The sequence below is a fragment of the Pseudomonas sp. NY15181 genome (assembly GCF_048068055.1).
In the GTDB taxonomy this organism is placed as follows: Bacteria; Pseudomonadota; Gammaproteobacteria; order Pseudomonadales; family Pseudomonadaceae; genus Pseudomonas.
The window spans coordinates 369,794-395,931 of record NZ_JBLUPT010000002.1 but is presented as its reverse complement, the minus strand read 5'-3'; the positions used below and the strand labels follow the sequence as shown (position 1 = coordinate 395,931).

Sequence of the window (26,138 nt, the reverse complement as noted above, 5' to 3'; positions counted from 1 at the left end):
CCGGGCTTTGGGGCAGCCGCGTAGGGCGTACAACCGTTCGCGGTTGTACGCCGATACACCTCGCCCTATCGCGGCGCCGCAGCTGACTTCGGAGTGCCCTGAAGCCAAGGTCAATCGGCGTATAACGCGGAGCGTTATACGCCCTACGGGTGGCCGATCAGCGGCTTTCCGCCACCGCCTCCAGGAACCGCTCCAGCACCAGGTTCGGCCGGCGGCCCTTGCGGGTCACCACGGTCAGCGGGATGTCGTAGTGGAAGCGCTCCGGCCGCAGCGCCCGCATCCGTCCCTGGGCCACCCAGTCGGCGGCGTAGTGGTCGGGCAGGTAGCCGATGTAGCTGCCGGTCAGAATCAGGAAGGCCATGCCCTCGCGGTCGGACGCACTGGCGCCGCCGCGCAGCTCCTGGTGCCGCTCCTGCGCCCCGGCGGGGATGCGGTAACTCGGCGCCACGGCGTCGCAGGCGTGCACCTCCTCCACCGTGATACTCGCGTCGTCGCGCTCGAACAGCGGGTGTTCCCGGCTGCAGTACAGCAGCGAGCGCTCTTCATAAAGAGAGGAATACTCCAGCCCCGACAGCGGGCTGATCAGCGGCACCACGCCCACGTGCAGGCGTCCGTCGAGCACGCCCAGCTCGATCTCGTTGGGCGTGGTCATGCCAATGTTGATCCGCACCCCCGGCCCGCTGGCCTTCAGGGCGCGCAGGGCGTGGGTGATGCGCATCTGCGGCAGGGTCACCAGGTTGTTGATGATGCCGATGTTCAGCGCGCCCCGCAGATGCTGGTGCAGCTCGTTCACTTCCGCGCGGAAGCCCTCCAGCGCCGCCAGCAACGACTGGGTGGCGCGGTACACTTCGCGGCCTTCGTCGGTCATGGCGAAGCCGGCGCGGCCGCGCTGGCACAGGCGCATCCCCAGGCGTTTCTCCAGGTCGCCCATGTGCAGGCTGATGGCCGAGCGGCTGATGCCCAGCGTGCTTTCCGCGGCCGAGAAGCTGCCGCACTCGACTATGGTTTTGAAGATGCGCAGCAGACGGATTTCGAAGTCGCTGACCTGACCCAGGGAGGGCGCACGGGATTTCGCCATTTTAGTTTTACCAATTCGAAACTGAGCGTGAGAAGAATAAGCTTTAACTCACGTTAAGTCAGGCCCAATCTAGTCCTAATGCACCAGGCCCGACGCGGCCTGCGCGCCCAACAAGACTGTCGTCGAGGACAAGCTCCATGAACCAGCACGTGAACGTCACCCCGTCGGTGGCCAGCGACCTGAACCTGAAGGCCCACTGGATGCCCTTCAGCGCCAACCGCAACTTCCACAAGGACCCGCGCATCATCGTCGGCGCCGAAGGCAGCTACCTGTTCGACGACAAGGGCCGCAAGATCTACGACAGCCTCTCCGGCCTGTGGACCTGCGGTGCCGGTCACTCGCGCAAGGAAATCGCTGACGCGGTCGCCAAGCAGCTGACCACCCTCGACTACTCCCCGGCCTTCCAGTACGGCCACCCGCTGTCCTTCCAGCTGGCCGAGAAAATCACCCAGCTGACCCCGGCCGGCCTCGACCATGTGTTCTTCACCGGTTCGGGCTCCGAGTGCGCCGACACCTCCATCAAGATGGCCCGTGCCTACTGGCGCATCAAAGGTCAGGCGCAGAAGACCAAGCTGATCGGCCGCGCCCGTGGCTACCACGGCGTGAACGTCGCCGGCACCGCCCTGGGCGGCATCGGCGGCAACCGCAAGATGTTCGGCCAGCTGATGGACGTCGACCACCTGCCGCACACCCTGCAGCCGGGCCTGGCCTTCACCAAGGGCATGGCCGAAACCGGCGGCGTGGAGCTGGCCAACGAGCTGCTCAAGCTGATCGAACTGCATGACGCCTCCAACATCGCCGCCGTCATCGTCGAGCCGATGTCCGGTTCCGCCGGCGTGCTGGTACCGCCGAAGGGCTACCTGCAGCGCCTGCGCGAAATCTGCGACCAGCACAACATCCTGCTGATCTTCGACGAAGTGATCACCGCCTTCGGCCGCATGGGCAAGGCCACCGGCGCCGAGTTCTTCGGCGTGAAGCCGGACATCATGAACGTCGCCAAGCAGGTCACCAACGGCGCCATCCCCATGGGTGCGGTGATCGCCAGCAGCGAAATCTACGACACCTTCATGGGCCAGAACCTGCCGGAATACGCCGTCGAGTTCGGCCACGGCTACACCTACTCCGCGCACCCGGTCGCCTGCGCCGCCGGTATCGCCGCGCTGGACCTGCTGCAGAAGGAAAACCTGATCCAGCAGTCCCTGGAGCTGGCGCCGTACTTCGAGAAGGCCATCCACGGCCTGAAGGGCGCGAAGAACGTCATCGACATCCGCAACTGCGGCCTGGCCGGTGCGATCCAGATCGCCGGCCGTGACGGCGACGCCATCGTGCGTCCGTTCGAAGCCAGCATGAAGCTGTGGAAAGAAGGCTTCTACGTGCGCTTCGGCGGCGACACCCTGCAGTTCGGCCCGACCTTCAACGCCAAGCCCGAAGACCTGGACCGCCTGTTCAGCGCCGTCGGCGACGCCCTCAACGGGGTGGCGTAAGTGAGCCAGCGTCCAAAGGCCGTCCCGACGGTACAGATCGACAACGACAAGGTCCTGGTCACCGAGTGGCGCTTCGCCCCCGGTGCCGAGACCGGCTGGCACCGCCACGGCATGGAATACGTCGTGGTCCCGGTGACCCACGGCGAACTGCTGCTGGAAACCCCCGAGGGCGAGCGGCGCGCGCCGCTGGTCCTGGGCCAGAGCTACACCCGCCAGATCGGTACCGAGCACAACGTGATCAACCCCTGCGATCACGAAGTGGCCTTCATCGAGATCGAGCTCAAGGACGGGCAGCCGCACGACCACTGAGCGCGCGGGCACGCAAGCAGGCAGCGCCGGACGAGTCGCCTTAGAGTGGCCGTCCCGGCGAGCCCCGCTGCCCGGCACCGACTAAATCCCCTCTCCCTCCGGGAGAGGGCTAGGGTGAGGGGCTCTTGAAAGAGTCCCGCCCCACACTTTCAGCGAGAAGAGACAGCCCATGACCACCGTCAAGCACCTGATCGGCGGCGAAATGATCGCCGACACTGGCCGCACCGCCGACGTCTTCAACCCGTCCACCGGCGAAGCCGTGCGCAAGGTCCCCCTGGCCAGCCGCGCCACCGTGCAGAAGGCGATCGACGCCGCCAAGGCCGCTTTCCCGGCCTGGCGCAACACCCCGCCGGCCAAGCGCGCCCAGGTGCTGTACCGCTTCAAGCAGCTGCTCGAAGCCAACGAGCAGCGCATCAGCCAGCTGATCAGCGAAGAACACGGCAAGACCCTCGAAGACGCTGCCGGTGAGCTCAAGCGCGGCATCGAGAACGTCGAATACGCCTGCGCCGCCCCGGAAATCCTCAAGGGCGAATACACCCGCAACGTCGGCCCGAACATCGACGCCTGGAGCGACTTCCAGCCCATCGGCGTGGTCGCCGGCATCACCCCGTTCAACTTCCCGGCAATGGTTCCGCTGTGGATGTACCCGCTGGCCATCGCCTGCGGCAACACCTTCGTCCTCAAGCCGTCCGAGCGTGACCCGAGCTCCACCCTGCTGATCGCCGAACTCTTCGAAGAAGCCGGCCTGCCCAAGGGCGTGCTGAACGTCGTGCACGGCGACAAGGAAGCCGTGGACGCGCTGATCGAAGCCCCGGAAGTCAAAGCCCTGAGCTTCGTCGGCTCGACCCCGATCGCCGAATACATCTATTCCGAAGGCACCAAGCGCGGCAAGCGCGTGCAGGCCCTGGGCGGCGCCAAGAACCACGCCGTGCTGATGCCCGACTGCGACCTGGACAACGCCGTCAGCGCCCTGATGGGCGCGGCCTACGGCTCCTGCGGCGAGCGCTGCATGGCCATCTCCGTGGCCGTGTGCGTGGGCGACCAGATCGCCGACGCGCTGGTCGACAAGATCGTTCCGCAGATCAAAGGCCTGAAGATCGGCGCCGGCACCTCCTGCGGCCTCGACATGGGCCCGCTGGTCACTGGCGCGGCGCAGGCCAAGGTCACCGGCTACATCGACAGCGGCGTCGAGCAGGGCGCGAAGCTGCTGGTCGACGGTCGCGGCTACAAGGTTGCCGGCCACGAGAACGGCTTCTTCGTCGGCGGCACCCTGTTCGACCACGTGACCCCGGACATGACCATCTACCGCGAAGAAATCTTCGGCCCGGTGCTGTGCATCGTCCGCGTGAACAGCCTCGAAGACGCCATGAAGCTGATCAACGACCACGAATACGGCAACGGCACCTGCCTGTTCACCCGCGACGGTGAAGCGGCCCGCCTGTTCTGCGACGAGATCGAAGTCGGCATGGTCGGCATCAACGTACCGCTGCCGGTACCGGTGGCCTACCACAGCTTCGGCGGCTGGAAGCGCTCCCTGTTCGGCGACCTCCACGCCTACGGCCCGGACGGCGTGCGCTTCTACACCAAGCGCAAGGCCATCACCCAGCGCTGGCCGCAGCGTAAGTCGCACGAAGCGGCGCAGTTCGCCTTCCCCAGCAATGGTTGATGGCGAATAAGCAGTAAGAAATAGGCCGGTCGAATGACCGGCCTTTTTCATTTTCGGATTCGTGTTTGTGGATCAGTGGTCGTCTTGAGACTGTACGTAGTTCTGTACAATGATTCCTTGAACTCCACTGCCCGCCATCGGCGGCGAGGAAGACCCTTCATGCAAGTACTCACCTTCACCCAGGCTCGCGCTGATCTGAAGCAGACCATGGACGATGTGTGCCGAGATCACGAACCGGCAGTCATAACCCGCCAGCGCGGCGAACCGGTGGTGATGATTTCGCTGGAGGATTACAACGGCATGCAGGAAACCCTCTACCTGCTGAGTTCCACCGCCAACGCCCAGCGGCTGCGCGAGTCCGTGGACGAAGTGCGCGCCGGCAAGGCACAGGTCAAGGAGCTGCCCGTTGAACGCGAAGTCGAAAAGCCGTAACAAGTCCTCGGCGCGTGGCTCCGTCACTGTTGCGTTCACCAGCCATGGCTGGGAGGACTATCAGTACTGGGAGCAGGGCGACACTGAGATTTTCCGCGCGCTCAATGAGTTGATCGAAGAGTGCCGGCGTACGCCTCATAAGGGGACCGGCAAACCCGAGCCGCTCAAGGGCGACCTCTCCGGGTTCTGGTCCCGCCGCATTACCCGTGAGCACCTGCTGGTCTACCTGTACGAGGCCGAGGTGCTGACCATTCTTCAGTGCCGTTACCACTACGATAAATAGGGCCGCCGAAGCGGCCCTTTTTCATCCGGGCTAGTCGGACCAGATGAGTCTCGGTACGTCTTCCCAGCGCATCCACATCCCTCCCTGCCAGTTCAGAAGCAGCCAGCGCTTGGTATCCCACGTCAGCATCACGCGCCTTGGCGCAGCGGTTTCCGGGGCGTGTTCGTCGCGCAGGGTGGGGATGACGTCCTGGGTCAGCCAGCGGTCGAGGGCTTCGAGTTCGGGGTGGCCGAAGCGGAGCAGGGCCTTGTAGACGGCGGCTTCGCTGAGCAGGACGGTTTGTTCTTCTGCCCCGGTGCTGTACGCGAGTTGGACGGTGCGGACTTCGTGATCGTAGAAGCGGTGGTGGATGCTGTGGGGGAAGCGGTACGCCAGCAGACGGGCGATGTCCGAGGCGACGAACCAGGCCTGGTTGTCGATCATGACGCCGCGCAGGAAGCGTTTGTGGCGAGTGAAGGAGGTTGGGGTGTAGGTGTCGCGCATAAGTGGAACTCCTGTTTATTGAAGGAGCCGCCACCTGAGTCGCCAAACAAAGGGAGGCGGATCACGCGGGGTTGGCGAACCGGCAACAGGAAATCCGGCAGACCCGGAGGTCTCCCCGCGCGATCCGCCATAAGCGTTGCAGAAATTTCTGCAGGGTGCGCGGGGGCCTACAAAAACATTCGCTGTTTTCGTAAGCACCGTGGGCGCTATCGCGCCTGTTATATCCGGGTCGCCAAACCCAGGTCACTGATGTGACTGGGCGAGGATAGGAATGCTAGTAGCGCCCAACAAGACAGCCGATTCCGGGAGGAGTGTAGGAGCGGACTTTGTCCGCGATGCTTTTCGCTTCTGGTTTGGGTGTTTCTGCGCCGCTTCGGCGTGCTTGGGGACTTCTTGTTTCGCCCCCTCGGGCGACCTCCTTTGGCAAACGACCCAAAGGAGGCAAAGGTCTTGCCCCATCATCCGGCCCCGGCTTCGCCGGGGTTCCCTCGCACCATCGAAGTTTCAGGGGCACGCGTCGACGGGCCATCCATGGCCCAACGACGCTCTCGCGGCATCCATGCCGCTCAACCCCTGAAACTCCGATTCCACTCGGCCTCCTGAAGGGGCGCTCCGGTGTGTGCGGAGGTTTCTCTGGAAACCGCTTTTCGTAGGAGAGACGGGGCGCCTAGCCCTTGTCCGCGAAGGCTTGTCACAGCACCCACGTTGCGGGATGAGCACCCGTAGGGCGAATAACGCGCAGCGTTATCCGCCTTTGTAGGAGCGAGCTTGCTCGCGAACCGCCCAACCCCGATGTCGCCGGGGAATTCTGTTCGCGAGCAAGCTCGCTCCTACAGGGGCTCGGTGTGTGCGGAGAGTGCCCTCACCCTAACCCTCTCCCAGGGGGAGAGGGGACTGTCCTGAGCGCGTTGGCTGTTCGGTGCTTGCCGGCTGACTCCGCTATATCCCGATCTGCCACGCGGCTCCCTCTCCCTTTGGGAGAGGGCTGGGGTGAGGGGAGAGCACTGCAGCGGATTATCCTGGTCATCCCCGTAGGGCGAATAACGCCTCAGGCGTTATCCGCCGTTTGACCTCGGCGGCAGGGCTTTCCGGGGCAGGCACGGAGTCGCGTTTCCAGAGTGCTCCGGGCTTGGCCGTGGCGAGGGCGATAAGCACGGTGTATCGGCGTACAACCGCGAACGGTTGTACGCCCTACGGGTCAGCCGAAATGCTTCTTCAAGTAAATCCGCTGATGCCCCGGCGGGCAATCTTCCAGCACGCCCATGCGCTCGAAGCCCTGCTTCTCGTAGAAGCCCGGCGCCTGGAAGCTGTAGGTGTAGAGGAATACCCCCACGCAACCCCGGCGGCGAGCTTCGGTTTCGGCCTGTGCGATCAGCTGTGCGCCCAAGCCGTTGCCGCGCTGGTCGCCTTGCAGCCAGAGGTAGTCGATGTAGAGCCAGCCCATGCCCGATTGGCCGAACATGCCGCCGACCACTTCGCCCTGCTCGTCGCGGGCGTAGAGCTCGAAGTCGTCGTAGGTGTTGCTGCGGCCCATCTGCTCGAAGTTGTAGGCGAGCAGGCCCTGGACGACCACGTCGCGCGCGTGCGGGTCGACGCCGAGGGTGAAGTTGAAGGTGGGTTGCATGGGGGCCCTCCGGATTGGCGAAAACGACCAGTCTAGGGAGCTGGCGACGGGTTGGGTAGGGTGCCTTTGGTAGGAGGGTCGGTAGAGCTGCACTCAGCGTGCAGCACTGACGTTACGCACGTACAAATCCTTTCCACCAGTGCTGCTGGCGCCTCGCGCCTGTAGTTCGAAGCGCTTGGGATTGCCTTTGATCAGGTCACTGAGTTTCTTGAAGCCATACAGGCGCGGATCGAATGCGGGCTGCAGCTTGCTGATGTTCTGCCCCAATGCACCCAGTTGAACCCAGTCGTCATCGTCTCCATCGATGTCATCGAGCACCTTCGCGATGAAGTCCAGAGGGACTTTCTGTGACTTGGGTTTGGCGATCTGCCTGGGCGCATCGCTGACGCTGGGCGGAGCGGTCTTATCGACTGTTGGGAGTGGCTCCGCAGCGACCTCGGGAGTCGCTCGGAGGATCTCCGTGTAGATGAACTTGTCGCAGGCGGAAACGAAGGGCTTGGGTGTCTTCTCCTCGCCAAACCCGTAGACAGTGAGGCCTTCCTCGCGCAGTCGTGCGGCCAGACGGGTGAAGTCGCTGTCGCTGGAAACCAGGCAGAAACCATCGAAACGGCGGGTGTACAGAAGGTCCATGGCGTCGATGATCAACGCGCTGTCGGTGGCGTTCTTGCCGCTGGTATAGGCGAACTGCTGCATCGGCTGGATGGAGTGGTCCAGCAGTACCTGCTTCCACTTGCCCAGTTGTGGCTTCGTCCAATCGCCATAGATTCGCTTTACGCTGGCGACGCCATACTTGGCGATCTCTTCGAACAGCCCTTCGACGATGGCGGCGGGGGCATTGTCGGCGTCAATCAGGACGGCGAGGTGCTTCTGCTGGCGGGGAACGGGGGTCTTGATAGCCATGTTGCATCCTTTCCTGGCGGTCCATGGACCTTAATCGGAGCTGGCGACAGATGCCAGGAGAGTGAAGCACACCGTTGCGTTGCTTCAGCTCACCCCTGCGCAAACTCGCACTTGTCCCGCCCGCTGCGCTTGGCGTCGAGCAGCGCAGCGTCGGCGCGGCTGACGGTCTGCGAGTAGCTTTCGCCGGGCTGGTGTTCGGCCACGCCGAAGCTGGCGGTGACGGAGAGGGCTTCGGTGCCGACGCGCACGGTGAGGCAGCGGATGTCGCTGCGCACGCGTTCGATGATGGCGGCGGCGTCGGCCAGGCGGGTTTCCGGGAGGATGAGGAGGAACTCCTCGCCGCCCCAGCGGCCGCAGAGGTCGTACTGGCGCAGTGCGGCCTGCATGGCTCGACCGATTTCCACCAGCACGCGGTCGCCGATGTCGTGGCCCCAGGTGTCGTTGACCTGCTTGAAACGGTCGACGTCGACCATGGCCAGGGCGTAGGGCTGCTGGCGACGCTGGGCGCGCTCGCTTTCCTCGCGCAGGCGCTCCATCAGCAGGCGGCGGTTGGCGATGCCGGTGAGCGGGTCGTGGGTCGAGGCTTCGCGCAGGGCGACGTTGAGGTCGCGCATCATGTTCTGGTAGCGGTCGGAGATGCGCGCGACCTTTTCCAGCTGGCGCAGCTGCTTGTGGTAGCGCTCGGACAGGGTGCTGTTCTGCGCCCGGGCCATGGACTGGTAGCCGTCGGAGATCTTCGCGATGCGCTCCAGGCGCGCGAGCTGGTCGAGCGATTGCTGGTGTTTCAGGTACAGGGCCTCGCGCAGGGGGTGCCCTTCGTACTGGGGGTCGGCCAGCAAGGCTTCGATCAGCAGGTCCAGCTCGCGCTCGCTTGTCATGGCTCTTACTCGTCGTAGGCTTGGATGACGAACGGGAAGGTACAGTCTTCGCGGAACTCCTCGGCCAGCTCGGCGACGCGCTCGTTGCGGCGGTCGTAGTGCCAGGTGACGGTGGCGTCACGGCCTTCGCGGTGGGCTTCTTCGAGCAGGTCGAAGATGTCCATCATGGCCTTGATGGAGCTGGTGTTGAGGTACAGCAGGCGCAGGTCGAGGGCGAGCGGGCGCTGTTCTTCGGCGAGGAAGCGCTCGACCCATTCGATCACCTGGCCGAACAGCTCATAGGAGTTCTCCGGGTAGGAGTCGCCCTGCATGATGAGGCTGCCGGCCTGCCAGTCGCCGTGGATCGATGGGGTGGACTGGGTCCCTGAGATGTTGAGTTCGGTCATGGCTGGGTGTTCCTGAATTCGCAGGTTCAGATCACGGCGCGCAGGCTGAAGAAGGCGCGGCCATCGGGTTGTTCGGTGAGGGAGGTCTTGAGCGGCGCGCTGGATTTGCGGGCGATGTCCAACAGGCCAAGGCCGGCGCCGGAGGTGGCTTCGGCATCGCGCGGGCGGCGCAGCTGTTCCTTGTAGGCTGCCTTGAGCTGGACCTTGTCGAGCCCGGCGATGGCCTCGATGCTGCGCACCAGGCTGCGGCCATCTTCCAGCTCCACCAGGTTGCCGGCGGAGACCACGTAGTGGCCTTCGTCGTTGCGGGCAATGGCGACGGTGGCCGAGGCGTCCTGCTCGCTGTAGCCGCGCACGGCGGCGTAATGGCGAATGTTCTGGGTCATCTCGATGTAGACCGCAAACACGTCCATGGCTTCGCTGGGATGCGCCTGTTCGGCTTGCAGGTAGTTGCGCAGGGCGTGACCGATTTCCTCGATCAGGCTGCGCGAGATGGGGCCGTTGAAGCAGAGCAGGATGCGTTGCCGGGTGAAGCTCTCGCGCATGGCCAACAGATCTAGCGATTCCATGGATTAACCCCTAGTCGAATCGGAAGGAGAGGATGGTGATGTCGTCGCGCTGCGGTCGCTCGCCCTGGTACTGGGCCAGGGTCGCGGCGAACACGTCCGCCTGCTCGGCCAGCGGCCGGCGCGCGTGGCTGCGCAGCAGATCGGCGAAGCGGCTGTTGCCGAAGCCGAAACCGTGCTCGCCGCCGGCCTGGTCGAGGAAGCCGTCGGTGCACAGGTAGTAGGTCCAGCCGGCTTCCATGGGGATCTCGACGTCCTGGTAGTCGCCCTGGCGCTTGTCGCCGATGGCGCGGCGCGCGCCCTTGTATTCGCGCACGTCGGTGCCGTCGCTGGCGAACAGGGAGATCTTCGCGCCGGCGAAGTGCAGCAGGCGGCGGCCGTGGTCGACGCGCACCAGGCCTGCGTCCATGTTGGTGGCCAGGGAGCGGGTGAACTGTTCCTCGCTGAGCATGCCGCGCATGACGTGGTCGGTCTCGTGCAGGATGGCGGCCGGGGCATGGCTCTTCACGCTGTCCACCGCGTGGTCGATGGCGGCCAGGGCGAGCATGGTCATCAGCGCACCGGGCACGCCGTGACCGGCGCAGTCGACCACGCCGATCAGGCTGTCGAGGGGGCCTTCGCGGTAGATGTAGAAGTCGCCGCCGACCACGTCGCGCGGTTTCCACAGGACGAAGTGGCGCTCGCCCAGGGACTTCTGCAGCTGGCGGTCGGGGAGGATGGCGCGCTGGATCAGGCTGGCGTAGTCGATGGAGTCGCCGATCTTCTTCTGCGCGGCGGCCATCTCGCGGTTGGCGGTTTCCAGTGCCTGTGTGCGTTCCTGAACCTTGTCTTCCAGCTCCTCGGTGTGCCGGCGCACCTGGTCGGCCATGCTGGCGAAGGCGGAGGACAACTCGCCGATCTCGTCCGGGCGGGTGCGCGGCAGCGGGCTGTCGTACTGGCCGGCGGCGATGGCCTTGGCCGACTGCTTGAGGCCGCGCAGCGGGCGCAGCACCAGCAGGTCGACGGTGTAGGCGAAGCCCAGCAGGAGGATCGCCAGCAGCCCGGCGAGGGTCCCCGCCAGCGGCCAGATCCAGCGGCTGTCGAGGACCTGGGCGGCGTGCAGGTCGATGACGCTGAGCACGTGCCAGCGCAGCTGAGGGATATAGGCCGTGGCCAGCACCTGCTCCTTGCCGTCCACCGTCGCCCACATGGTCTCGACTTCGCCGGGGCTGGCCTCGGCCCGGCGCAGGGTCTGGCGCAGGGCGTCACGTTCACGGTCATTGGCCAGCAGGTCGAACACGCGGTGCTGCGCCTTGGCGCCGGAGCCGGAGGAGTAGGCGATCAGGCGGGGGTCCGGGTGCGCCTGGATGGCGCCGTCGGGGGCGACGATCATCGGCGTCACCCCGGCCTCGCGGCGCGAGATGAACTGGTCGAGGAACTCGGTGAGGTCCAGCCCGCCGCCGGCCAGGCCGACCTTCTCGTTGCGGGCGCGGACCACCATGTTGAACCAGACCTTGGTGACCTTGAGCTTCTCGTTGTAGTCGACGTTGATGTTGTAGGGCTCGTCGTGCGCCAGGGTATCGAAGTACCAGCGGTCCTGCGGGTCGTCCTGGCTCAGGGTGTAGCGCGGCGAGTTGGACAGCGGCGAGCTGGAGTCGTTGAAGTAGTAGTGGTGCGAGGCATTCACCACCACGAAGTAGGAGTAGTCGTGCTGGTCGGCACGGAAGCCCTCGGCTTCGCGGAAGAACAGCGAACGGCGCGCCGGATCGCTCTCGGCGAGCATCCAGTCCTGGGTCACCACGGACTCGGCCAGCCGCCGCGAAAGCGCAAGCTCGCGGATCACCGGTGCGATGATCTTCTGCTGGTTGAGCAGGGTGAAGTTTCTCGCAAAGGCGAGGCCGAAATGCGTGCGGATGTCCTCCATGGCCTTCCAGCCCAGCAGAACCGCCGGTACCAACGCCAGGAGACAGGCGATGAGCAATGCCACCACCGATTTACCGCGCAACCCCCATCTTGCCGCCATGGCTCTCTCAGTTCCCCTCGTCGCCCGCCGTCTGCCGGTCTTTTGGCGAAAGCCCGATTGTGCAGTGGGTATGCAGGCACAATCAAACCAAATTGATAGCGGAACGCCATAATTTTGGCGTCACGCTATCGACTGGGGAGTCTAGTCACTGTCTGAAAGATCGCTCAGGTGGCGTTTTGATTTCGTGCGCTACTAGACGCGATTTCCGCCGCCGCTCTGCCGAGCCTGGTGCAACAGGGCGGCGGCGATGCGCTCCAGCGGCAGCACCTCCTTCGCCGCGCCCAGCTCCACCGCCTCGCGGGGCATGCCGTAGACCACGCAGCTCGCCTCGTCCTGGGCGACGGTGTGGCCGCCGGCCTGACGGATCGCCAGCAGGCCCCGCGCGCCGTCCTTGCCCATGCCGGTGAGCAGGGCCGCCAGCAGGTTGCGCCCGGCGCAGCGGGCGAGGGAGTCGAACATCACGTCCACCGCCGGCCGGTGGCCGTTGACCGCCGCCTCATGCTGCAGGTGCACCACGTAGTTGGCGCCGCTGCGCCGCACTTCCATGTGGAAGTCGCCGGGGGCGATGAGCACGTGGCCGGGGAGGACGCGGTCGCCGTCGCGGGCCTCGCGCACGGACAGCCGGGTCTGGCGGTCCAGCCGTTCGGCATAGGACTTGGTGAAGCCCGGCGGCATGTGCAGGGTGACCACGGTGCCGGGGCAGTCCGGCGGCAGCCCCAGCAGCACTTCCTTGATCGCCTCGGTGCCGCCGGTGGAGGCGCCGATGGCGATGATCTTCTCGGTGCTCAGCAGCGGCCCGCTGGCCGCAACGCTCGCGCTGGCGGTGGTGGCGGGCCGGCGCATCCGCGCGCGGGCGGTGGTCTTGAGCTTGGCGCGGATTTCCTCGGTGTAGGCCTGCATGCCTTCGGCGATCCCCAGGCGCGGCTTGGCGATGAAGTCGATGGCGCCCAGCTCCAGGGCGCGCAGGGTGGCCTCGGAGCCTTTCTCGGTGAGCGAGGAGATCATCAGTACCGGGGTCGGCCGGCCCTTCATCAGCTTGTCGAGGAAGGTCAGGCCGTCCATGCGCGGCATTTCCACGTCGAGGGTGATCACGTCCGGCGAGTGCTGCTTGATCAGGTCGCGGGCGGCGAAGGCGTCCGGCGCCAGGCCCACCAGTTGCAGCTCCGGGTCGCCCTGGATGATGTCCTTGAGCAGGCTGCGGACCAGCGCCGAATCGTCCACCACCAGAACCCTGACCGCCATGGCGCCCTCCTTCAGAACAGATCGATGGTGCCGCCGCGCGTCTGCCGCGACAGTTGCTGACGGTACTGCCGCTCGCGCTGCAGCAGGGTGTCGTTGGCCAGCACGCGCAGCTTGCGCACCAGCACCCGGCCGCTGCCGGGGAAGAAGTAGACCTTGCGCGGGTGCACGTCGAGCAGGTCCTGGGCGAGCACCGGAATGCCCTCGGCGCTCAGGTAGTCGAGGACGAACTCGACGTTGCGCTGGCCGACGTCGGCGCTGAGGTTCTGCAGCACCGAGCCGCCGCCGAACACCTTGGCCTCGAAGTTCCGGCGCTGCGCGCCACGCCGCATCAGGCCGTTGATCAGCAGGTCCATGGCATGCACGCCGTAGCGTCCGGAGCTGGACAGCAGGCTGTTGGCGCCGGTGTCGCCGGGCAGCATGAAGTGGTTCATCCCGCCCAGCCCCAGGCTGCGGTCGCGCAGGCAGACCGAGACGCAGGAGCCGAGCACGGTGACGATCATCAGCTCCTCGTCGGTGACGAAGCATTCGCCGGGCAGCAGCTTGACCGCGTCCAGGCCGAAGCGCGGGTCGTAGTAGCGGTTGAGGGTCTCGCGCGCCGCGCTCATCTCAGGCCGGCCTCGCCGCCTGGTAGGTGGTGCGGCCCACCGAACGCACCAGGTGGGCGGCGTGGACGAAGTTCTCCGAGTGCCCGGCGAACAGCAGCCCGCCGGGACGCAGCAGGCTGACCATGCGTTCGAGCAGGCGGGTCTGGGTCGGCTTGTCGAAGTAGATCATCACGTTGCGGCAGAAGATCGCGTCGAGCCCGCCGGAGATGCCCCAGTTGGCGTCGAGCAGGTTGATCTGGCGGAACTCCACCAGCTGCCGCAGCTCGCCGACCACCCTTGCCTTGCCGGCGTTGACGCCGGTGCCGCGGAGGAAGAAGCGGCGCTTCTGCGCGGGGCTGAGCGCTTCCAGGCGCTCCATCGGGTAGATGCCCTGGCGGGCGCTGTGCAGGACGCCGGTGTCGATGTCCGACGCCATAATCTGCACCGGCGGGGTGAAGCTGCCCAGGGCGTCCACCAGCGTCATGGCGATGGAGTAGGGCTCTTCGCCGGTGCTCGAGGCGGCCGACCAGACGCGCAGCGGGCGGTGGTCGAGCAGTTGTTCGTCGGCCAGGCGCGCCAGGTGCTCGAAGTGGTGGCGCTCGCGGAAGAAGGCGGTGAGGTTGGTGGTCAGCGCATTGACGAACTGCTGCCACTCTTCCTCGTGGGTCTCCAGGTAGGCGAAGTACTCGGCGAAGCTGTTCAGCCGCAGGCTGCGCAGGCGCCGGGAAAGGCGGCTGTAGACCAGTTGCTCCTTGTTCTCCGACAGGCTGATGCCGGCGTGCCGGTACAGCCGTTCGCGCACCTGCTGGAAGTCCCGGCGGGTGTAGAGGAACTCATGGTCGGGGGCTGGCAGGCCGATGTTGGGCATGGGGTTGTTCCGTGTGTTCGGGGCGCGCCATTGGAGTTTCTGGGTGTTTGGGGGGAGTCTGGCGCGGTGGCCTTGCCCTCACCCCAGCCCTCTCCCAGAGGGAGAGGGGGCCGTTCGGTGTGTTCAGGGAGTACGGCATTTCCCGTCATGCCACGTGGAGCCAGCATCGGGATTGAACAGAGAGGCGATCGCACCGGCTGATGGGGTGTCTTCCGTCCTGCAGCAGACGGTCCCCTCTCCCTCGGGAGAGGGTTAGGGTGAGGGGGCACATACGGCCCCCTGTCCCCGGTGAAGAGCCCCTGAATACCAGGCCCATCCCCAACCATCCCTGGCCAGCACGCGGCAACCGGCCCTCCCATTGCTCCGGCCGCCGCCGTCCCTGCGCCCCGCCCGATCAGAACTCTTCCCAATCCTCTTCCTTGCCCTTGGCCCGCACCGCCTTGGCCACGCCGCGCGAGGCGCGGGAGGTGTGCGCCGGCGCCTCGGCGCGCGCCGGGCGGGCGACGGCCAGGGGCACCACGGTGGCCGAGTTGTCCAGCTTGAACACCGAGACCGACTGGTTGAGCAGCCCGGCCTGTTCCTGCAGCGCTTCGGCGGAGGCCGCGGCCTCTTCCACCAGGGCGGCGTTCTGCTGGGTCATCTCGTCCATCTGGGTCACCGCGCCGTTCACTTCCTCGATGCCGCTGCTCTGCTCGGCGCTGGCCGCGGCGATCTCGGCCATGATGTCGGTGACGCGCTTGATCGCCACCACGATGTCGCTCATGGTCTGGCCGGCCTGGGCGACCAGGGTGTTGCCGTTCTCCACCTTGTCCACCGAGTCGTTGATCAGCGTCTTGATCTCCTTGGCGGCGGCGGCCGAACGCTGCGCCAGGGTGCGCACTTCCCCGGCCACCACCGCGAAGCCACGGCCTTGTTCTCCAGCGCGCGCCGCTTCCACCGCGGCGTTGAGCGCGAGGATGTTGGTCTGGAAGGCGATGCCGTCAATCACCCCGATGATGTCGGCGATCTTGCGTGCCGAGTCGTTGATGGCCGACATGGTGCCCACCACCTTCTGCACCACGCTGCCGCCCTCGGTGGCGACTTCCGAGGCGTTCACCGCCAGCGAGTTGGCCTGGCGGGCGTTCTCGGCGTTGAGTTTCACCGTGCTGGTCAGCTCTTCCATGCTCGACGCGGTTTCTTCCAGGCTGGACGCCTGCTGCTCGGTGCGGGTGGACAGCTCGGCGTTGCCGCTGGCGATCTCGCTGGCGGCGGTGTGGATGGTGTCGGCGGCCTCGCGGATCTGCCCGAGCATCCGCGACAGGCTCTGCGCGGTTTCGTTGGAGTAGTCCTTCAGCTCGCCGAAGGTGCCCTGGTAGTCGGCGTCGATGCGCTGGGTGAGGTCGCCCTGGGCGAGCGCGGCGAGCATCCGGGTGACGTCGCGCAGGCCCTTGTCGGCGGTCTCCACCAGTTGGTTGAGGCCGCTGGTGAGGTTGAGGAGGAAGCCGGATTTGCCCTCCTCGGCGATGCGCGTGGAGAAGTCGCCGGCGGCGGCGGCATTGACCAGTCCGGCCACCTCGCGCTCGACGCTCACTTCCAGCGTGCGGTCGTTCCATTCCACCACCGAGCCGAGGCGCTCGCCGGTTTCGCTCATGACCGGGTTGGCCACCAGGCCGAAGGTGCGTCCGCCGACTTCGATCTGGGTACGGAAGGTGCTGGTGAAGGTGGCGAGCAGGCGCTGCTGGTGCTCGGGGTGCTTGTGGAACTGGTCGATCGAGCCTCCCATCAGCTTGTTCACCGAGAAGCTCGGAAGTGCCTTGCGCAGATCGGCCTCGGCATTCTGCAGCATGGCGGTGACGGTCTTGTTCATATAGATGATGTTGCGCTCGCCGTCGGCGATCATCACGTTGGTGCTGCAGTTGTCCAGGGCGCTCTTGATGCGCGCGTTCTCCCCGGCGATGCGTTGCTCGCGCTCGCGGGCGGCCAACTGCTCGGTGATGTCCTGCCACTCCACCACCGCGCCGAGGCGTTCGCCGGCTTCGTTGATCACCGGGTTGGCAACCACGGTGAGCGTGCGTCCGCCCAGCTTGATCTTCGCCTCGTAGGTACTCGCCAGACGGTCCAGCAGGCCGCGCTGGTGCGTCGGGTTCTTGTGGAAACGGTCGATGCTGCCGCCGAGGATGTTGCTGGCGCGGAAGTCCGGCAGCTCCTTGCGGATATCGGATTCGGCAGCGAGGAACATCTGCCCCACGGCCTGGTTCATGTAGACGATGTTGAAGTTGCGGTCGGCGATCATCACGTTGGCGGTGACGTTGTCCAGCGCGCTCTTGATCCGCGTGTTGACCTCGGCGGCTTCGGCGGAGGCCTTGAGGCTGGCGCGCACGCCGTCGATGGCTTCGGTGATCATCGCCTTCTTGCCCGGCAGGCGGTCCATCTCCGCGCTGAGGTCGCCACGGCCGTAGGCGGTGACGGTGGCCACCACCTTCATCTTCACCGCGATGTGCGCGGCGACCAGGTCGTTGATGCCCTTGGCGATACGCGCCTGGCGGCCGCCGAGCTTGTCGGCGGGGATCACCTCGTCGATCCAGCCCAGCTCGTGCTGGCGGGTCATCTCCACGAGGCCGGCTTCCAGGGCCTCGTTCTGCGCCAGCTCCGCGCGCTGTTCGCGCAGGGTGCGCTGCACGTTGCGCAGGCCATCGTAGAGGCGCTCGTAGCCGGGCGCGGGAGCCTCGCCGATGGCGACATCGAGGTTGCCGTCGACCAGGCTGTGGAGAAGGGCGGTGATGCGGTCGGCGCGCTGCTGCGCCACGGCGTGTGCGTTGAACAGACCCATTGTCGTTATCCTCGGCTCAATCTTTTTTTGTCGTGTGGCAGTCAGGCGGCGGCTTCATCGACCAGCGCCATTTCCCGGCTGGTCATGAGTTTTTCGATGTCCACCAGGATCAGCATTCGCTCGCCCGCGGTGGCCAGGCCGAGCAGGTATTCGGTATCGAAGCTGGCGGCGAACTCCGGCGGCGGCTTGATCTCCTCGCCGGCCAGGGCGATCACGTCGGACACCGAGTCCACCACCGCGCCGACGATGCGCCGGCCGACGTTGAGGATGATCACCACGGTGAACTGGTCGTAGGTGATGTCGGCCAGGTTGAACTTGATGCGCAGGTCGACGATGGGAACGATGGCGCCGCGCAGGTTGATCACGCCCTTGATGAAGGCGGGCGCGTTGGCGATCGCGGTGACCTGGTCGTAACCACGGATCTCCTGCACGCGCAGGATGTCGATGGCGTATTCCTCGCGGCCCAGGGTGAAGGTCAGGTATTCCTGCGCGGGGCTGCTCGCCGAGCTGGATTCAGCTGCGCTCATGGGTGGATTCTCCTTGTGCCGCCAGGCGCGGCAGGGCATCGACATCGAGGATCAGGGCGACGCTGCCGTCGCCCATGATGGTGGCGCCGGCGATCCCGTCGATCCGGCGGAAGTTCTGTTCCAGGCTCTTGATCACCACCTGCTGCTGGCCGACCAGTTCGTCCACCTGCAGGGCGAAGCTCTTGCCCTCGGATTCGAGGATCACCACGATCGCCTGCTCCGGCGGCAGGGGCGTGGCGTCGATGTGCAGCAATTCGTGCAGGGAGAACAGCGGCAGGTACTCGCCGCGCACGCGGATCACCGCCGCCTCGTCGCCGGCCATGCCGCGCACGTCGTCGGCGCGGGCCTGCAGCGATTCGACGATGTAGGTCAGCGGGATCACGTAGTTGACCTTCTCCACCGCGACGATCAGGCCGTCGAGGATGGCCAGGGTCAGCGGCAGGCGGATGCACAGGCGGGTGCCCATGCCCGGCGCCGAGTCGATCTCGATGCGCCCGCCCATGGCCTGGATGTTGCGCCGCACCACGTCCATGCCGACGCCGCGCCCGGAAAGCTCGGTGACGGTCTCGGCGGTGGAGAAGCCGGGCATGAAGATCAGCTGCCAGACCTCGGCGTCGGTCATCGAATCCTGCACCGCCATGCCCTTCTCGCGGGCCTTGGCGAGGATGCGCTCGCGGGACAGGCCGCGCCCGTCATCGGAGATTTCCACCACCACGCTGCCGCCCTGGTGGCTGGCGGCGAGCTTCACCGAACCCATCGCCGGCTTGCCGGCGGCCAGGCGCTCGGCGGGCGTCTCGATGCCGTGGTCGATGCTGTTGCGGACGATGTGGGTGAGCGGGTCGCTGAGCTTTTCGATCACGCTCTTGTCCAGCTCGGTGTGCTCGCCCTGGAGGATCAGTTCCACCTGCTTGCCCAGCCGCGCGGAGGTGTCGTGCACCAGTCGCGGGAAGCGGCTGAAGATGAAGCTGATCGGCAACATGCGGATCGACATGACCGATTCCTGCAGGTCGCGGGTGTTGTGTTCCAGCTGCGCCAGGGCCTGTTGCAGGCGCTCGTAGTGCGTGGGGTCGAGGTCTTCGCTGAGCTGGCTGAGCATGGCCTGGGTGATGACCAGCTCGCCCACCAGGTTGATCAGGCTGTCGATCTTCTCGACGCTGACCCGGATCGAGCTGGATTCGCCCTCGCTGCGGCTGTCCGCGCGCGTCGCCGCCACGGGCTTGGGCGCCGCCGGCGCCGGAGTCGGCGCGGGCGTAGCGGGGGCTTGGCTGGCGGCGGCCGGAGTACCCGGCGCATCGTCGAAGAAGCCGAAGTCTTCACTGGCCGGCGTGGATTCGGTGGAGGGTGTGCCGGGCGCATCATCGAAGAACCCGAAGGCATCGTCGTCGCTGGCGCTGGCTGCCTCGGGCGTGCCGGGAGCGTCGTCGAAGAAGCCGAAGCCGTCGTCCGCCGCCGCGCTCGCCGGCTCCGCCAGCCAGGCGCGCAGGCGTTCCACCGTGGCCTGCACCGGCACGCTCGTGTCCGGGCACTGGTCGCGGTGGGCGTCGAGCAGGCGTTGCAGCACGTCGCGGGCTTCGAGGAACACCCCGATCATCTCCGCGCGCAGGGCGGTCTGCCCGCAGCGGATGCGGTCGAGCAGGGTTTCCAGTTCGTGGGTGACGGCGGTCAGGTCGTCGAAGCCGAACATGCCGCTGGAGCCCTTGATCGAGTGGGCCGCGCGGAAGATGCCGTTGAGTGCCTCGGCGTCCGGCTGATCGAGGTCGAGCCCGATCAGCAGGAGTTCGAGGGTGGCCAGGTGTTCATCGGTTTCCTCGAAGAACACCTGGAGGAATTGCTCCATACCGGTAGCCATTCAGGGTTCCCCTACGGCAGGACCTTGCGGGTGACTTCCAGGAGCTTGGGCGGGTCGAACGGCTTGACCAGCCAGCCGGTGGCGCCGGCGCTCTTGCCCTGCTGCTTCATGGCGTCGCTGGACTCGGTGGTCAGCATGAGGATGGGGGTGCTGCGGTAGCCGGCCATGTCGCGCAGGCTGCGGATCAGCGACAGGCCGTCCATGTTGGGCATGTTCTGGTCGGTGAACACCAGGTTGTAGGCCTTGCGCTGGGCCTTGCCCAGTCCGTCCTTGCCGTCCACGGCCTCGTCCACGTCGTAACCGGCGGACTTGAGCGTGAAGCTCAGCATCTGCCGGATCGAGGCCGAGTCATCGACGATCAGTATCTGCTTTCCCATTGCGTGACTACTCCTTGCTCCAAGGGTCTGGCATTCCGGGATGTGGGCTGGCGTCAGCCCACCAGGGCGATGTTCGCCAGGTACTCGATGATCGACTGCAACATCTCACTGCCTCCTTCGCACCCGGGGTGGGTGCACTCAGAACAGCTCTACTTCCCCAGCGCTGAGGCTGGTCTGCGCCACCGGGTTGCTCAGCGGGCGGCCGAGTTCGGCGACTTCCGCGCGCAGGCGCTCGCCCCATTCGCGGGGCTCGCGGCCATCCAGCGCACCGAGGCCGACCGCCAGCGCGCCGAGCTGCGCGCCGTGCTTGCCGATCTGCCCCAGCAGCTGGCTGCTCATGTCCTGGAACTGCAGGGCGGTGACTGCCGCGTTGACGCCGTCGCCCACTTCCAGGGAAATCCGGTCCAGCTCCTGCACCACCTTGACGGTGTGCTGGTTCATCGCGTCGAGGTCGTCGAGCATGGTCTGGATCTTCTTGCGCGAGTCGAGGGCGAAGGACATGTCCTTGTCGGCCAGCTGGGCGATGGCGCCTTCGGCGTCCTTGATCTCGTGGTAGACCACGTCGACGTGTTCGCGGATGGCCTGGGAGAAGTGCGTGGAGCGGGTGGACAGCGCGCGCACCTCATCGGCCACCACGGCGAAGCCCCGGCCGCTTTCGCCGGCGCGGGCGGCCTCGATCGCGGCGTTCAGGGCCAGCAGGTTGGTCTGCTTGGCGATGGCGTCCATGTCCTGGGTGGACTGCAGGATTTCGCCGATCTTGTGGGTGACGCGGTCCATGCGCTCCACCAGCTGCTGCGAGGTGCGGCTGGTTTCCAGGGTCGCCTCGACGAACAGCCCGAGGGTTTCCTGGGTGGCGTGGATGAAGCGCTGGAAGTCGATGTCGTCGTCCAGGTGGCCGCGCCCGTCGTAGCGCTCGATCAGCGAGTGGGAGAGGCCGCGCTGGGTGTCGATGCGCTCGGCTAGGCCGTGGAAGCTGTCGGTCAGCTGGCCGATGGCGTGGTGCAGGATGCTGTCGATCTGGTGGGTGTGGCCGTTGAGGCTGGAAAGGTGGTTTTCCATGGCGCCCTGCAGCGGGCGCCACTGCGGCAGCTGCTCGCTGTCCAGGCTCACCTGTTTTGTTGTGGCCAGCTCCTGGGCCGGGCCGGTCAGCAGCGAGGTCAGTGCCAGGCTGGAGAGCCAGCCCACTGGCAACAGCAACCAGATCGGCACGCCTGACCAGTAAAGACCGGCCACCACCGCCCAGGGCAAGGACTGGAGGAGCAGGCGTTTCGGCCACAGTTGGCCGTCGGCCTGATCGACAGGCGAATTGAATTGGGTGTCGCGCATGGTGCACTCCGTTGCCGAGCGCCAAGAAGGTGGCCGCCGGCTGCTGAGGTAGGTCCTGAGCAGTGCGTCGGCCTGGTTTCTTAAAGCTAGAGTGCCGTTGGATGATGTCAAATTGACGCTAGTTTGTCGGCGTCGGAGGAGGGGCCTTGATTTAGATGGATTTTTGCCTGGGCACCCGTTGGTCGCACTTCGCATCTGGCGACAGACGGTAGTCTGAGAGCCCCGCATTGCGGGGGCTCCAGGTGTTTTCAGGGTGGCAATGCGGGTCGGGACTGGCATTGCGGGCCAGCCCGATTCCCCCGCGATGATTCAGCGTGCGAGGAACGGCGGCGGCGCGTCGATCACCCCGGTTTCGTTGACGTACTGCTTGTAGTGTTCGATCAGCGCGTGGAGCTTCTCCGGTTGCTGCTTGGCCAGGTCCAGGGTCTCGCCGGGATCGCTGGCCAGGTCGTACAGCTGCCAGGTGGCCGGGCCGACTGGCGCCGGCAGGTACACCGCCTTCCAGTCGCCCTGGCGGATGGCGCGCATGCCGAACAGCTCCCAGCCGGTCACGGTCTTCTCGTCGTGGGCCTGCTCGGTCTCACCGGACAGCCAGCCCAGCCATGACTTGCCGCGCACCTCGGCCACCTCGCGGCCACGCCAGCGCTTGCCGGGGTGGCGCACGCCGGCGAGGTCGAGAATGGTCGGGGTGATATCCATTACCGTGGAGAAGCCGTGGCTGATCTCGCCCTGGCGCTTGAGCTGCGGGTAGCGCACCAGTGCCGGCACGCGGATGCCGCCTTCGGTGGTGAAGGCCTTGTACAGCCGCGACGGCGCAGTCGCCGCCTGGGCCCAGCGCGGGCCGTACCAGATGTAGGAGTTGGCGCGGCCGATGTTCTCCAGGCTGTTGTCGTAGTGCTGGTCGAGGAAGCTCAGGAGGTCCGGGCCGAAGCGCGGGAAGGCTTCCAGCAGCGCGCCTTCGGCGCCGTTGTCGGACATGAACAGGACGAAGGTGTTGTCCAGCTCGCCTTGCTGGCGCAGGTAGTCGACGACGCGGCCGACGTTCCAGTCCAGGCGCTCGACCATCGCCGCGTAGACCTCCATGGCCCGCGCCGATTTCGCCTTCTCCTCGGCGGAGAGTTGCGCCCATTCCTTGCTGATCGCCAGCACCGGATGCGCCTTCACATCGGCGTCGATCAGGCCCAGCTGCTTGAGCCGCTCCAGGCGTTCCAGGCGCAGCGCCTCGGGGCCGGCGTCGTAGCGGCCCCGGTACTTGTCGACCACGTCCTTGGGTGCCTGCAGCGGCCAGTGCGGCGCGGAGAAGGGCAGGTAGGCGAAGAACGGCCGGCTCTGGTCGCGTTCCTTGAGGTACTGGATCAGCTTGTCGCCGAAGGCATCGGAGGAATAGAAGTCCGCCGGCAGTTCCTCGATGAAGCGGTCGTCCTCTACGTAGAGCGCCGGGGTGCTCTTGAGGATGCCCGGCGTGGTCTCGTCGTAGGGCGGCTCGAAACCGTAGTGGTTGGCCGCGCCGGGCAGCAGCGAGAAGGAGCGCTCGAAACCGCGCGCATGGGGCGCCTGTTCCAGCTTCAGGCCCAGGTGCCACTTGCCGGCCATCAGCGTCTGGTAGCCGGCCTCGCGCAGCAGTTCGGGCAGGGCCACCACGCGGTCGTTGAGGTAGCCCTCGTAGCCGGGCTTGCCCTCCAGCTCCGGGGTCAGCGCCTCGGCCATGGTGCCGATGCCTGCGATGTGGTGATCGGTGCCGGTGAGCAGCATCGAGCGGGTTGGCGAGCAGGTCGGCGCGGTGTGGAAGTCGGTCAGGCGCAGGCCGTCGAGGGCCAGGGCGTCGAGGTGCGGGGTGGAGATCTCGCCGCCGAAGGCGCCGAGGTCGGAGAAGCCGAGATCGTCGGCGACGATGACGAGGAAGTTGGGGCGTTTGCTCATGGTCGGGCTCGGTAGGTTGGGTGAGCCTGTAGGAGCGAGCTTGCTCGCGAACAAACCCCGCTGCGGGGCGGTTCGCGAGCAAGCTCGCTCCTACAAGGGCGGTTTTTGGGATCAGCAAGCAATGAACTCAAACGGCAGGTCTTCCACCCGCTTGAGCTGCGGCGCGACGTAATCGCCATCGCCCGTCAGCTCGTGCAGCAGCGCCTCGCGCTGGCGCAGGAAGTCGAAGCCGCCGCGCTCGCGTGGATGCGCCAGCGGCACCTCTACAATTCGCTTGATCCGCCCCGGCCTGGGGGCCATCACCACCACGCGGTCGGCGAGGAACAGCGCCTCCTCCACGTCGTGGGTGACCAGCACGGTGGTGATCCGCTCGCGCTGGCGGATGCGCAGCAACTCTTCCTGCAACTGCTGGCGGGTGAGGGCGTCGAGGGCGCCGAAGGGCTCGTCCAGCAGCAGGATGCGCGGGCTGGCCACCAGCCCACGGGCGATGGCCACGCGCTGCGCCATGCCGCCGGAGAGCTGGTGCGGGTAGGCCCGCTCGAAGCCCTTCAGGCCCACCAGTTGCAGGTAGTCGGCGACCTTGCTGGCCTTGCCAAAGGCGCTCAGCGGCTCGTTGACCAGACCGAGCTCGACGTTCTGCTCCACCGTCAGCCAGGGGAACAGGCGGTGCTCCTGGAACACGATGCCGCGCTCGCCACCGATGCCGTCGATGGGCTTGCCGTCGATACTGATCTCGCCCTGGAACTCGCGGTCCAGGCCGACCAGCAGGCGCAGCAGGGTCGACTTGCCGCAGCCGCTGGCGCCGACGATGGCGATGAATTCGCCCTCGGCGATCTCCAGGTCGAAGCGTTCGATGGCCTGCAGCTCGCGGCCGTCCACGGGGAAGCTTTTGGCGACCTGGCGAAAGCTCACCAGCGCCGGGGAAGTAAAGGCGTTCATGCGTGTCTCCAGCGCGTCGCGCGCGCTTCGATGCGGTGTCCGAGGGCGGCGAGCAGCGCGCCGGTGAGGCCGACCAGCAACATGCCGGCGCCGACCAGGTCCATGCGGAACAACTGCTGGGCACCGATCATCAGGCTGCCGATGCCGCCGTTGGACGGCATGAAGTACTCGGCGCCGATGGTGCCCAGCCAGGCGTAGATCAGCGCCAGGCGGATGCCGGCGAACACCGAGGGAGCGGCCCCCGGCAGCACCAGCCGACGCAGCCGCTGCCACGGCGACAGGCGCAGGGCGAGGGCCGCTTCGCTCAGTTGCGGCGGCAGGCTGGCGACACCGCGTTGGGTGGCCAGCAGCAGCGGGAAGAAGGCGGCCAGGCCGACGAACACCACCTTGGCCGTTTCGCCCAGGCCGAACCAGGCGGTGAGCAGCGGCACCCAGGCGAAGATCGCCACCTGGCGCAGCGCGGCGAAACTCGGGCCCAGCAGGCGCTCGGCGGGGCGCAGCAGGCCGAGCGCGAGACCGAGGACGAAGCCCAGCGCGCCACCCAGCAGCAGGCCGCCGAGGGTGCGCTTCAGGCTGGCCAGCAGCGCACCGGGAAGGCTGCCGTCGAGCAGCCCTTGCCACAGGGCGATGGCCACCGAGGCGGGGCTGGCGAGGATGGCCGGATCGACCCAGGTGAAGGCACTGGCGGCCTGCCACAGGGCGAGCAGCGCCAGCGGCAGCAGCCACGGTTGCAGTCGTTGCCAGCCGTGCCCGCGCGCACTGCGACGCAGCTCCCCGGTGGCCTGCTGCGGCCAGTGCAGCAGGCGCTTGTCCAGGGCCTGGATGCCACGGTCCATCGCCGCGCCGACCAGGCCGACGACCAGGATGCAGACGAACACGGTGTCGAGCATGAACAACTGGCGCGCCTGCACCATCAGGTAACCGATGCCTTCGCTGGAGGCCAGCAGCTCCACGGCCAGCAGCGAGGTCCAGCCCTGCGCCAGGGCCAGCCGTACGCCGGTAAGAAAGGACGGCAGCGCCGCCGGCAGGATCAGCCGCCACACCAGCAGGTGACGCGGCAGGCGCAGCACGGCGGCGGCCTCGCGCAGGCGCGGTTGGGCGTCGCGCACGCCGACCAGAGTGTGCAGGGTGATCGGGACGATTACCGCCTTGATCAGCACCACCAGCTTGAGCAGCTCGCCGATGCCGAAGAACAGCATGAACAGAGGAATCCACGCCAGGGTCGGGACCTGCGCCAGCGCGCTGAAGGTCGGCAGCACCAGTCGCTCGGCGCGGCGGCTGAAGCCCAGCCAGGCACCCAGGGCGAGTCCGCTGGCGATACCGGCGAGCAGGCCCCAGGCCAGGCGCTTCAGGCTGACGCCCAGTTGCAGCCAGAGCTCGCCGCCGAGCAGCTCGCGGGCGGCCTGCAACACCAGCTCTGGGGCCGGCAGGATCTGCGCCGACATCCAGTGCCGGTGGCTGGCGACCCACCACAGCAGCGCCAGCGCGGCCGGCACCAGCCAGGGCAGCGCGCGGGAGGCCGAAACCCACGGCAGGCGCGGTGTGGCCAGCGCCGGACGAGGAGCGGGGAGGGCAAGGCCGGAGGCTTTATTAATATTCTTCATTG

General features: G+C 66.6%; 24 protein-coding genes. 5 read left to right on the top strand and 19 right to left on the bottom strand.

All coding sequences use genetic code 11. From position 1 onward, the window contains the following. Positions 1–157 precede the first annotated feature (157 nt). Positions 158–1,078, bottom strand: a complete 921-nt coding sequence (locus tag ACNFBT_RS07275; RefSeq protein WP_416747852.1) for a LysR family transcriptional regulator — start codon at positions 1,076–1,078, stop codon at positions 158–160. A gap of 137 nt (positions 1,079–1,215) precedes the next feature. Between ACNFBT_RS07275 and ACNFBT_RS07270 the strand changes: the two genes are divergently transcribed. From ACNFBT_RS07270 to ACNFBT_RS07250, 5 genes are all read left to right on the top strand, one after another. Next, positions 1,216–2,562 (top strand): aspartate aminotransferase family protein, encoded by a 1,347-nt coding sequence (locus ACNFBT_RS07270; RefSeq protein WP_416747850.1) that lies wholly within the window; start codon positions 1,216–1,218, stop codon positions 2,560–2,562. Then, complete coding sequence (locus tag ACNFBT_RS07265; RefSeq protein ID WP_416747848.1) at positions 2,563–2,871, top strand: cupin domain-containing protein; 309 nt, start codon at positions 2,563–2,565, stop codon at positions 2,869–2,871. Between the two features lie 169 nt (positions 2,872–3,040). Continuing rightward, positions 3,041–4,537 carry a CoA-acylating methylmalonate-semialdehyde dehydrogenase gene (locus ACNFBT_RS07260; protein ID WP_416747846.1) on the top strand — a complete coding sequence of 499 codons (1,497 nt, stop codon included), beginning with the start codon at positions 3,041–3,043 and terminating at the stop codon, positions 4,535–4,537. Positions 4,538–4,696: 159 nt separating this feature from the next. Continuing rightward, positions 4,697–4,969 carry a type II toxin-antitoxin system Phd/YefM family antitoxin gene (locus tag ACNFBT_RS07255; RefSeq protein ID WP_416747844.1) on the top strand — a complete coding sequence of 91 codons (273 nt, stop codon included), beginning with the start codon at positions 4,697–4,699 and terminating at the stop codon, positions 4,967–4,969. Then, positions 4,944–5,252 (top strand): Txe/YoeB family addiction module toxin, encoded by a 309-nt coding sequence (locus tag ACNFBT_RS07250; protein WP_416747842.1) that lies wholly within the window; start codon positions 4,944–4,946, stop codon positions 5,250–5,252. The genes ACNFBT_RS07255 and ACNFBT_RS07250 overlap by 26 nt, the downstream gene beginning before the upstream one ends. 30 nt (positions 5,253–5,282) lie before the next feature. Here ACNFBT_RS07250 and ACNFBT_RS07245 read toward each other — a convergent pair whose 3' ends face one another. The 18 genes from ACNFBT_RS07245 to ACNFBT_RS07160 all read right to left on the bottom strand — a co-directional run bounded on the left by ACNFBT_RS07245 (position 5,283) and on the right by ACNFBT_RS07160 (position 26,136). Continuing rightward, a complete protein-coding gene (locus ACNFBT_RS07245) occupies positions 5,283–5,735 on the bottom strand; it encodes a Bro-N domain-containing protein (RefSeq protein ID WP_416747840.1) in 453 nt (150 codons plus the stop codon). Between the two features lie 1,198 nt (positions 5,736–6,933). Beyond that, entirely contained in the window at positions 6,934–7,359 is a 426-nt protein-coding gene (locus ACNFBT_RS07240; RefSeq protein ID WP_416747838.1) for a GNAT family N-acetyltransferase, read from the bottom strand. Between the two features lie 93 nt (positions 7,360–7,452). After that, entirely contained in the window at positions 7,453–8,259 is an 807-nt protein-coding gene (locus tag ACNFBT_RS07235; RefSeq protein WP_416747837.1) for an NYN domain-containing protein, read from the bottom strand. 89 nt (positions 8,260–8,348) lie between these two features. Beyond that, positions 8,349–9,137, bottom strand: coding sequence for a biofilm regulation diguanylate cyclase SiaD (gene siaD, locus ACNFBT_RS07230; protein ID WP_416747835.1), 789 nt, complete (start codon positions 9,135–9,137; stop codon positions 8,349–8,351). A 5-nt stretch (positions 9,138–9,142) separates the two neighbouring features. Next, the gene (siaC, locus tag ACNFBT_RS07225; protein ID WP_416747833.1) at positions 9,143–9,523 is read right to left on the bottom strand and encodes a biofilm regulation phosphoprotein SiaC; all 381 of its coding nucleotides are present in this window, start codon (positions 9,521–9,523) and stop codon (positions 9,143–9,145) included. 26 nt (positions 9,524–9,549) lie between these two features. Continuing rightward, positions 9,550–10,092 (bottom strand): biofilm regulation protein kinase SiaB, encoded by a 543-nt coding sequence (siaB, locus tag ACNFBT_RS07220; RefSeq protein ID WP_416747832.1) that lies wholly within the window; start codon positions 10,090–10,092, stop codon positions 9,550–9,552. Positions 10,093–10,102: 10 nt separating this feature from the next. Next, positions 10,103–12,091 (bottom strand): biofilm regulation protein phosphatase SiaA, encoded by a 1,989-nt coding sequence (gene siaA / locus ACNFBT_RS07215; RefSeq protein ID WP_416747830.1) that lies wholly within the window; start codon positions 12,089–12,091, stop codon positions 10,103–10,105. A 192-nt stretch (positions 12,092–12,283) separates the two neighbouring features. Then, positions 12,284–13,333 (bottom strand): protein-glutamate methylesterase/protein-glutamine glutaminase, encoded by a 1,050-nt coding sequence (locus tag ACNFBT_RS07210; protein WP_416747828.1) that lies wholly within the window; start codon positions 13,331–13,333, stop codon positions 12,284–12,286. Between the two features lie 11 nt (positions 13,334–13,344). After that, positions 13,345–13,938, bottom strand: coding sequence for a chemoreceptor glutamine deamidase CheD (cheD, locus tag ACNFBT_RS07205; RefSeq protein WP_416747826.1), 594 nt, complete (start codon positions 13,936–13,938; stop codon positions 13,345–13,347). Between the two features lies 1 nt (position 13,939). After that, the gene (locus tag ACNFBT_RS07200) at positions 13,940–14,785 is read right to left on the bottom strand and encodes a CheR family methyltransferase (protein WP_416747824.1); all 846 of its coding nucleotides are present in this window, start codon (positions 14,783–14,785) and stop codon (positions 13,940–13,942) included. 394 nt (positions 14,786–15,179) lie between these two features. Beyond that, positions 15,180–17,594: a methyl-accepting chemotaxis protein gene (locus ACNFBT_RS07195; RefSeq protein ID WP_416747822.1), complete on the bottom strand. Its 2,415-nt coding sequence runs from the start codon at positions 17,592–17,594 to the stop codon at positions 15,180–15,182. A gap of 41 nt (positions 17,595–17,635) precedes the next feature. Next, positions 17,636–18,121: a chemotaxis protein CheW gene (locus ACNFBT_RS07190; RefSeq protein ID WP_416747820.1), complete on the bottom strand. Its 486-nt coding sequence runs from the start codon at positions 18,119–18,121 to the stop codon at positions 17,636–17,638. Beyond that, positions 18,108–19,970: a chemotaxis protein CheA gene (locus tag ACNFBT_RS07185; RefSeq protein WP_416747818.1), complete on the bottom strand. Its 1,863-nt coding sequence runs from the start codon at positions 19,968–19,970 to the stop codon at positions 18,108–18,110. The genes ACNFBT_RS07190 and ACNFBT_RS07185 overlap by 14 nt, the downstream gene beginning before the upstream one ends. An 11-nt stretch (positions 19,971–19,981) precedes the next feature. Next, positions 19,982–20,347, bottom strand: coding sequence for a response regulator (locus ACNFBT_RS07180; RefSeq protein WP_416747816.1), 366 nt, complete (start codon positions 20,345–20,347; stop codon positions 19,982–19,984). A 138-nt stretch (positions 20,348–20,485) separates the two neighbouring features. Next, entirely contained in the window at positions 20,486–21,406 is a 921-nt protein-coding gene (locus tag ACNFBT_RS07175; protein WP_416748313.1) for a methyl-accepting chemotaxis protein, read from the bottom strand. A gap of 576 nt (positions 21,407–21,982) precedes the next feature. Continuing rightward, positions 21,983–23,593: an arylsulfatase gene (locus ACNFBT_RS07170; RefSeq protein WP_416747815.1), complete on the bottom strand. Its 1,611-nt coding sequence runs from the start codon at positions 23,591–23,593 to the stop codon at positions 21,983–21,985. Between the two features lie 111 nt (positions 23,594–23,704). Then, complete coding sequence (locus tag ACNFBT_RS07165; protein WP_416747813.1) at positions 23,705–24,532, bottom strand: ABC transporter ATP-binding protein; 828 nt, start codon at positions 24,530–24,532, stop codon at positions 23,705–23,707. Next, positions 24,529–26,136, bottom strand: a complete 1,608-nt coding sequence (locus tag ACNFBT_RS07160) for an ABC transporter permease (protein ID WP_416747811.1) — start codon at positions 26,134–26,136, stop codon at positions 24,529–24,531. Before ACNFBT_RS07160 ends, ACNFBT_RS07165 begins: the two co-directional genes overlap by 4 nt. Positions 26,137–26,138 lie beyond the last annotated feature (2 nt).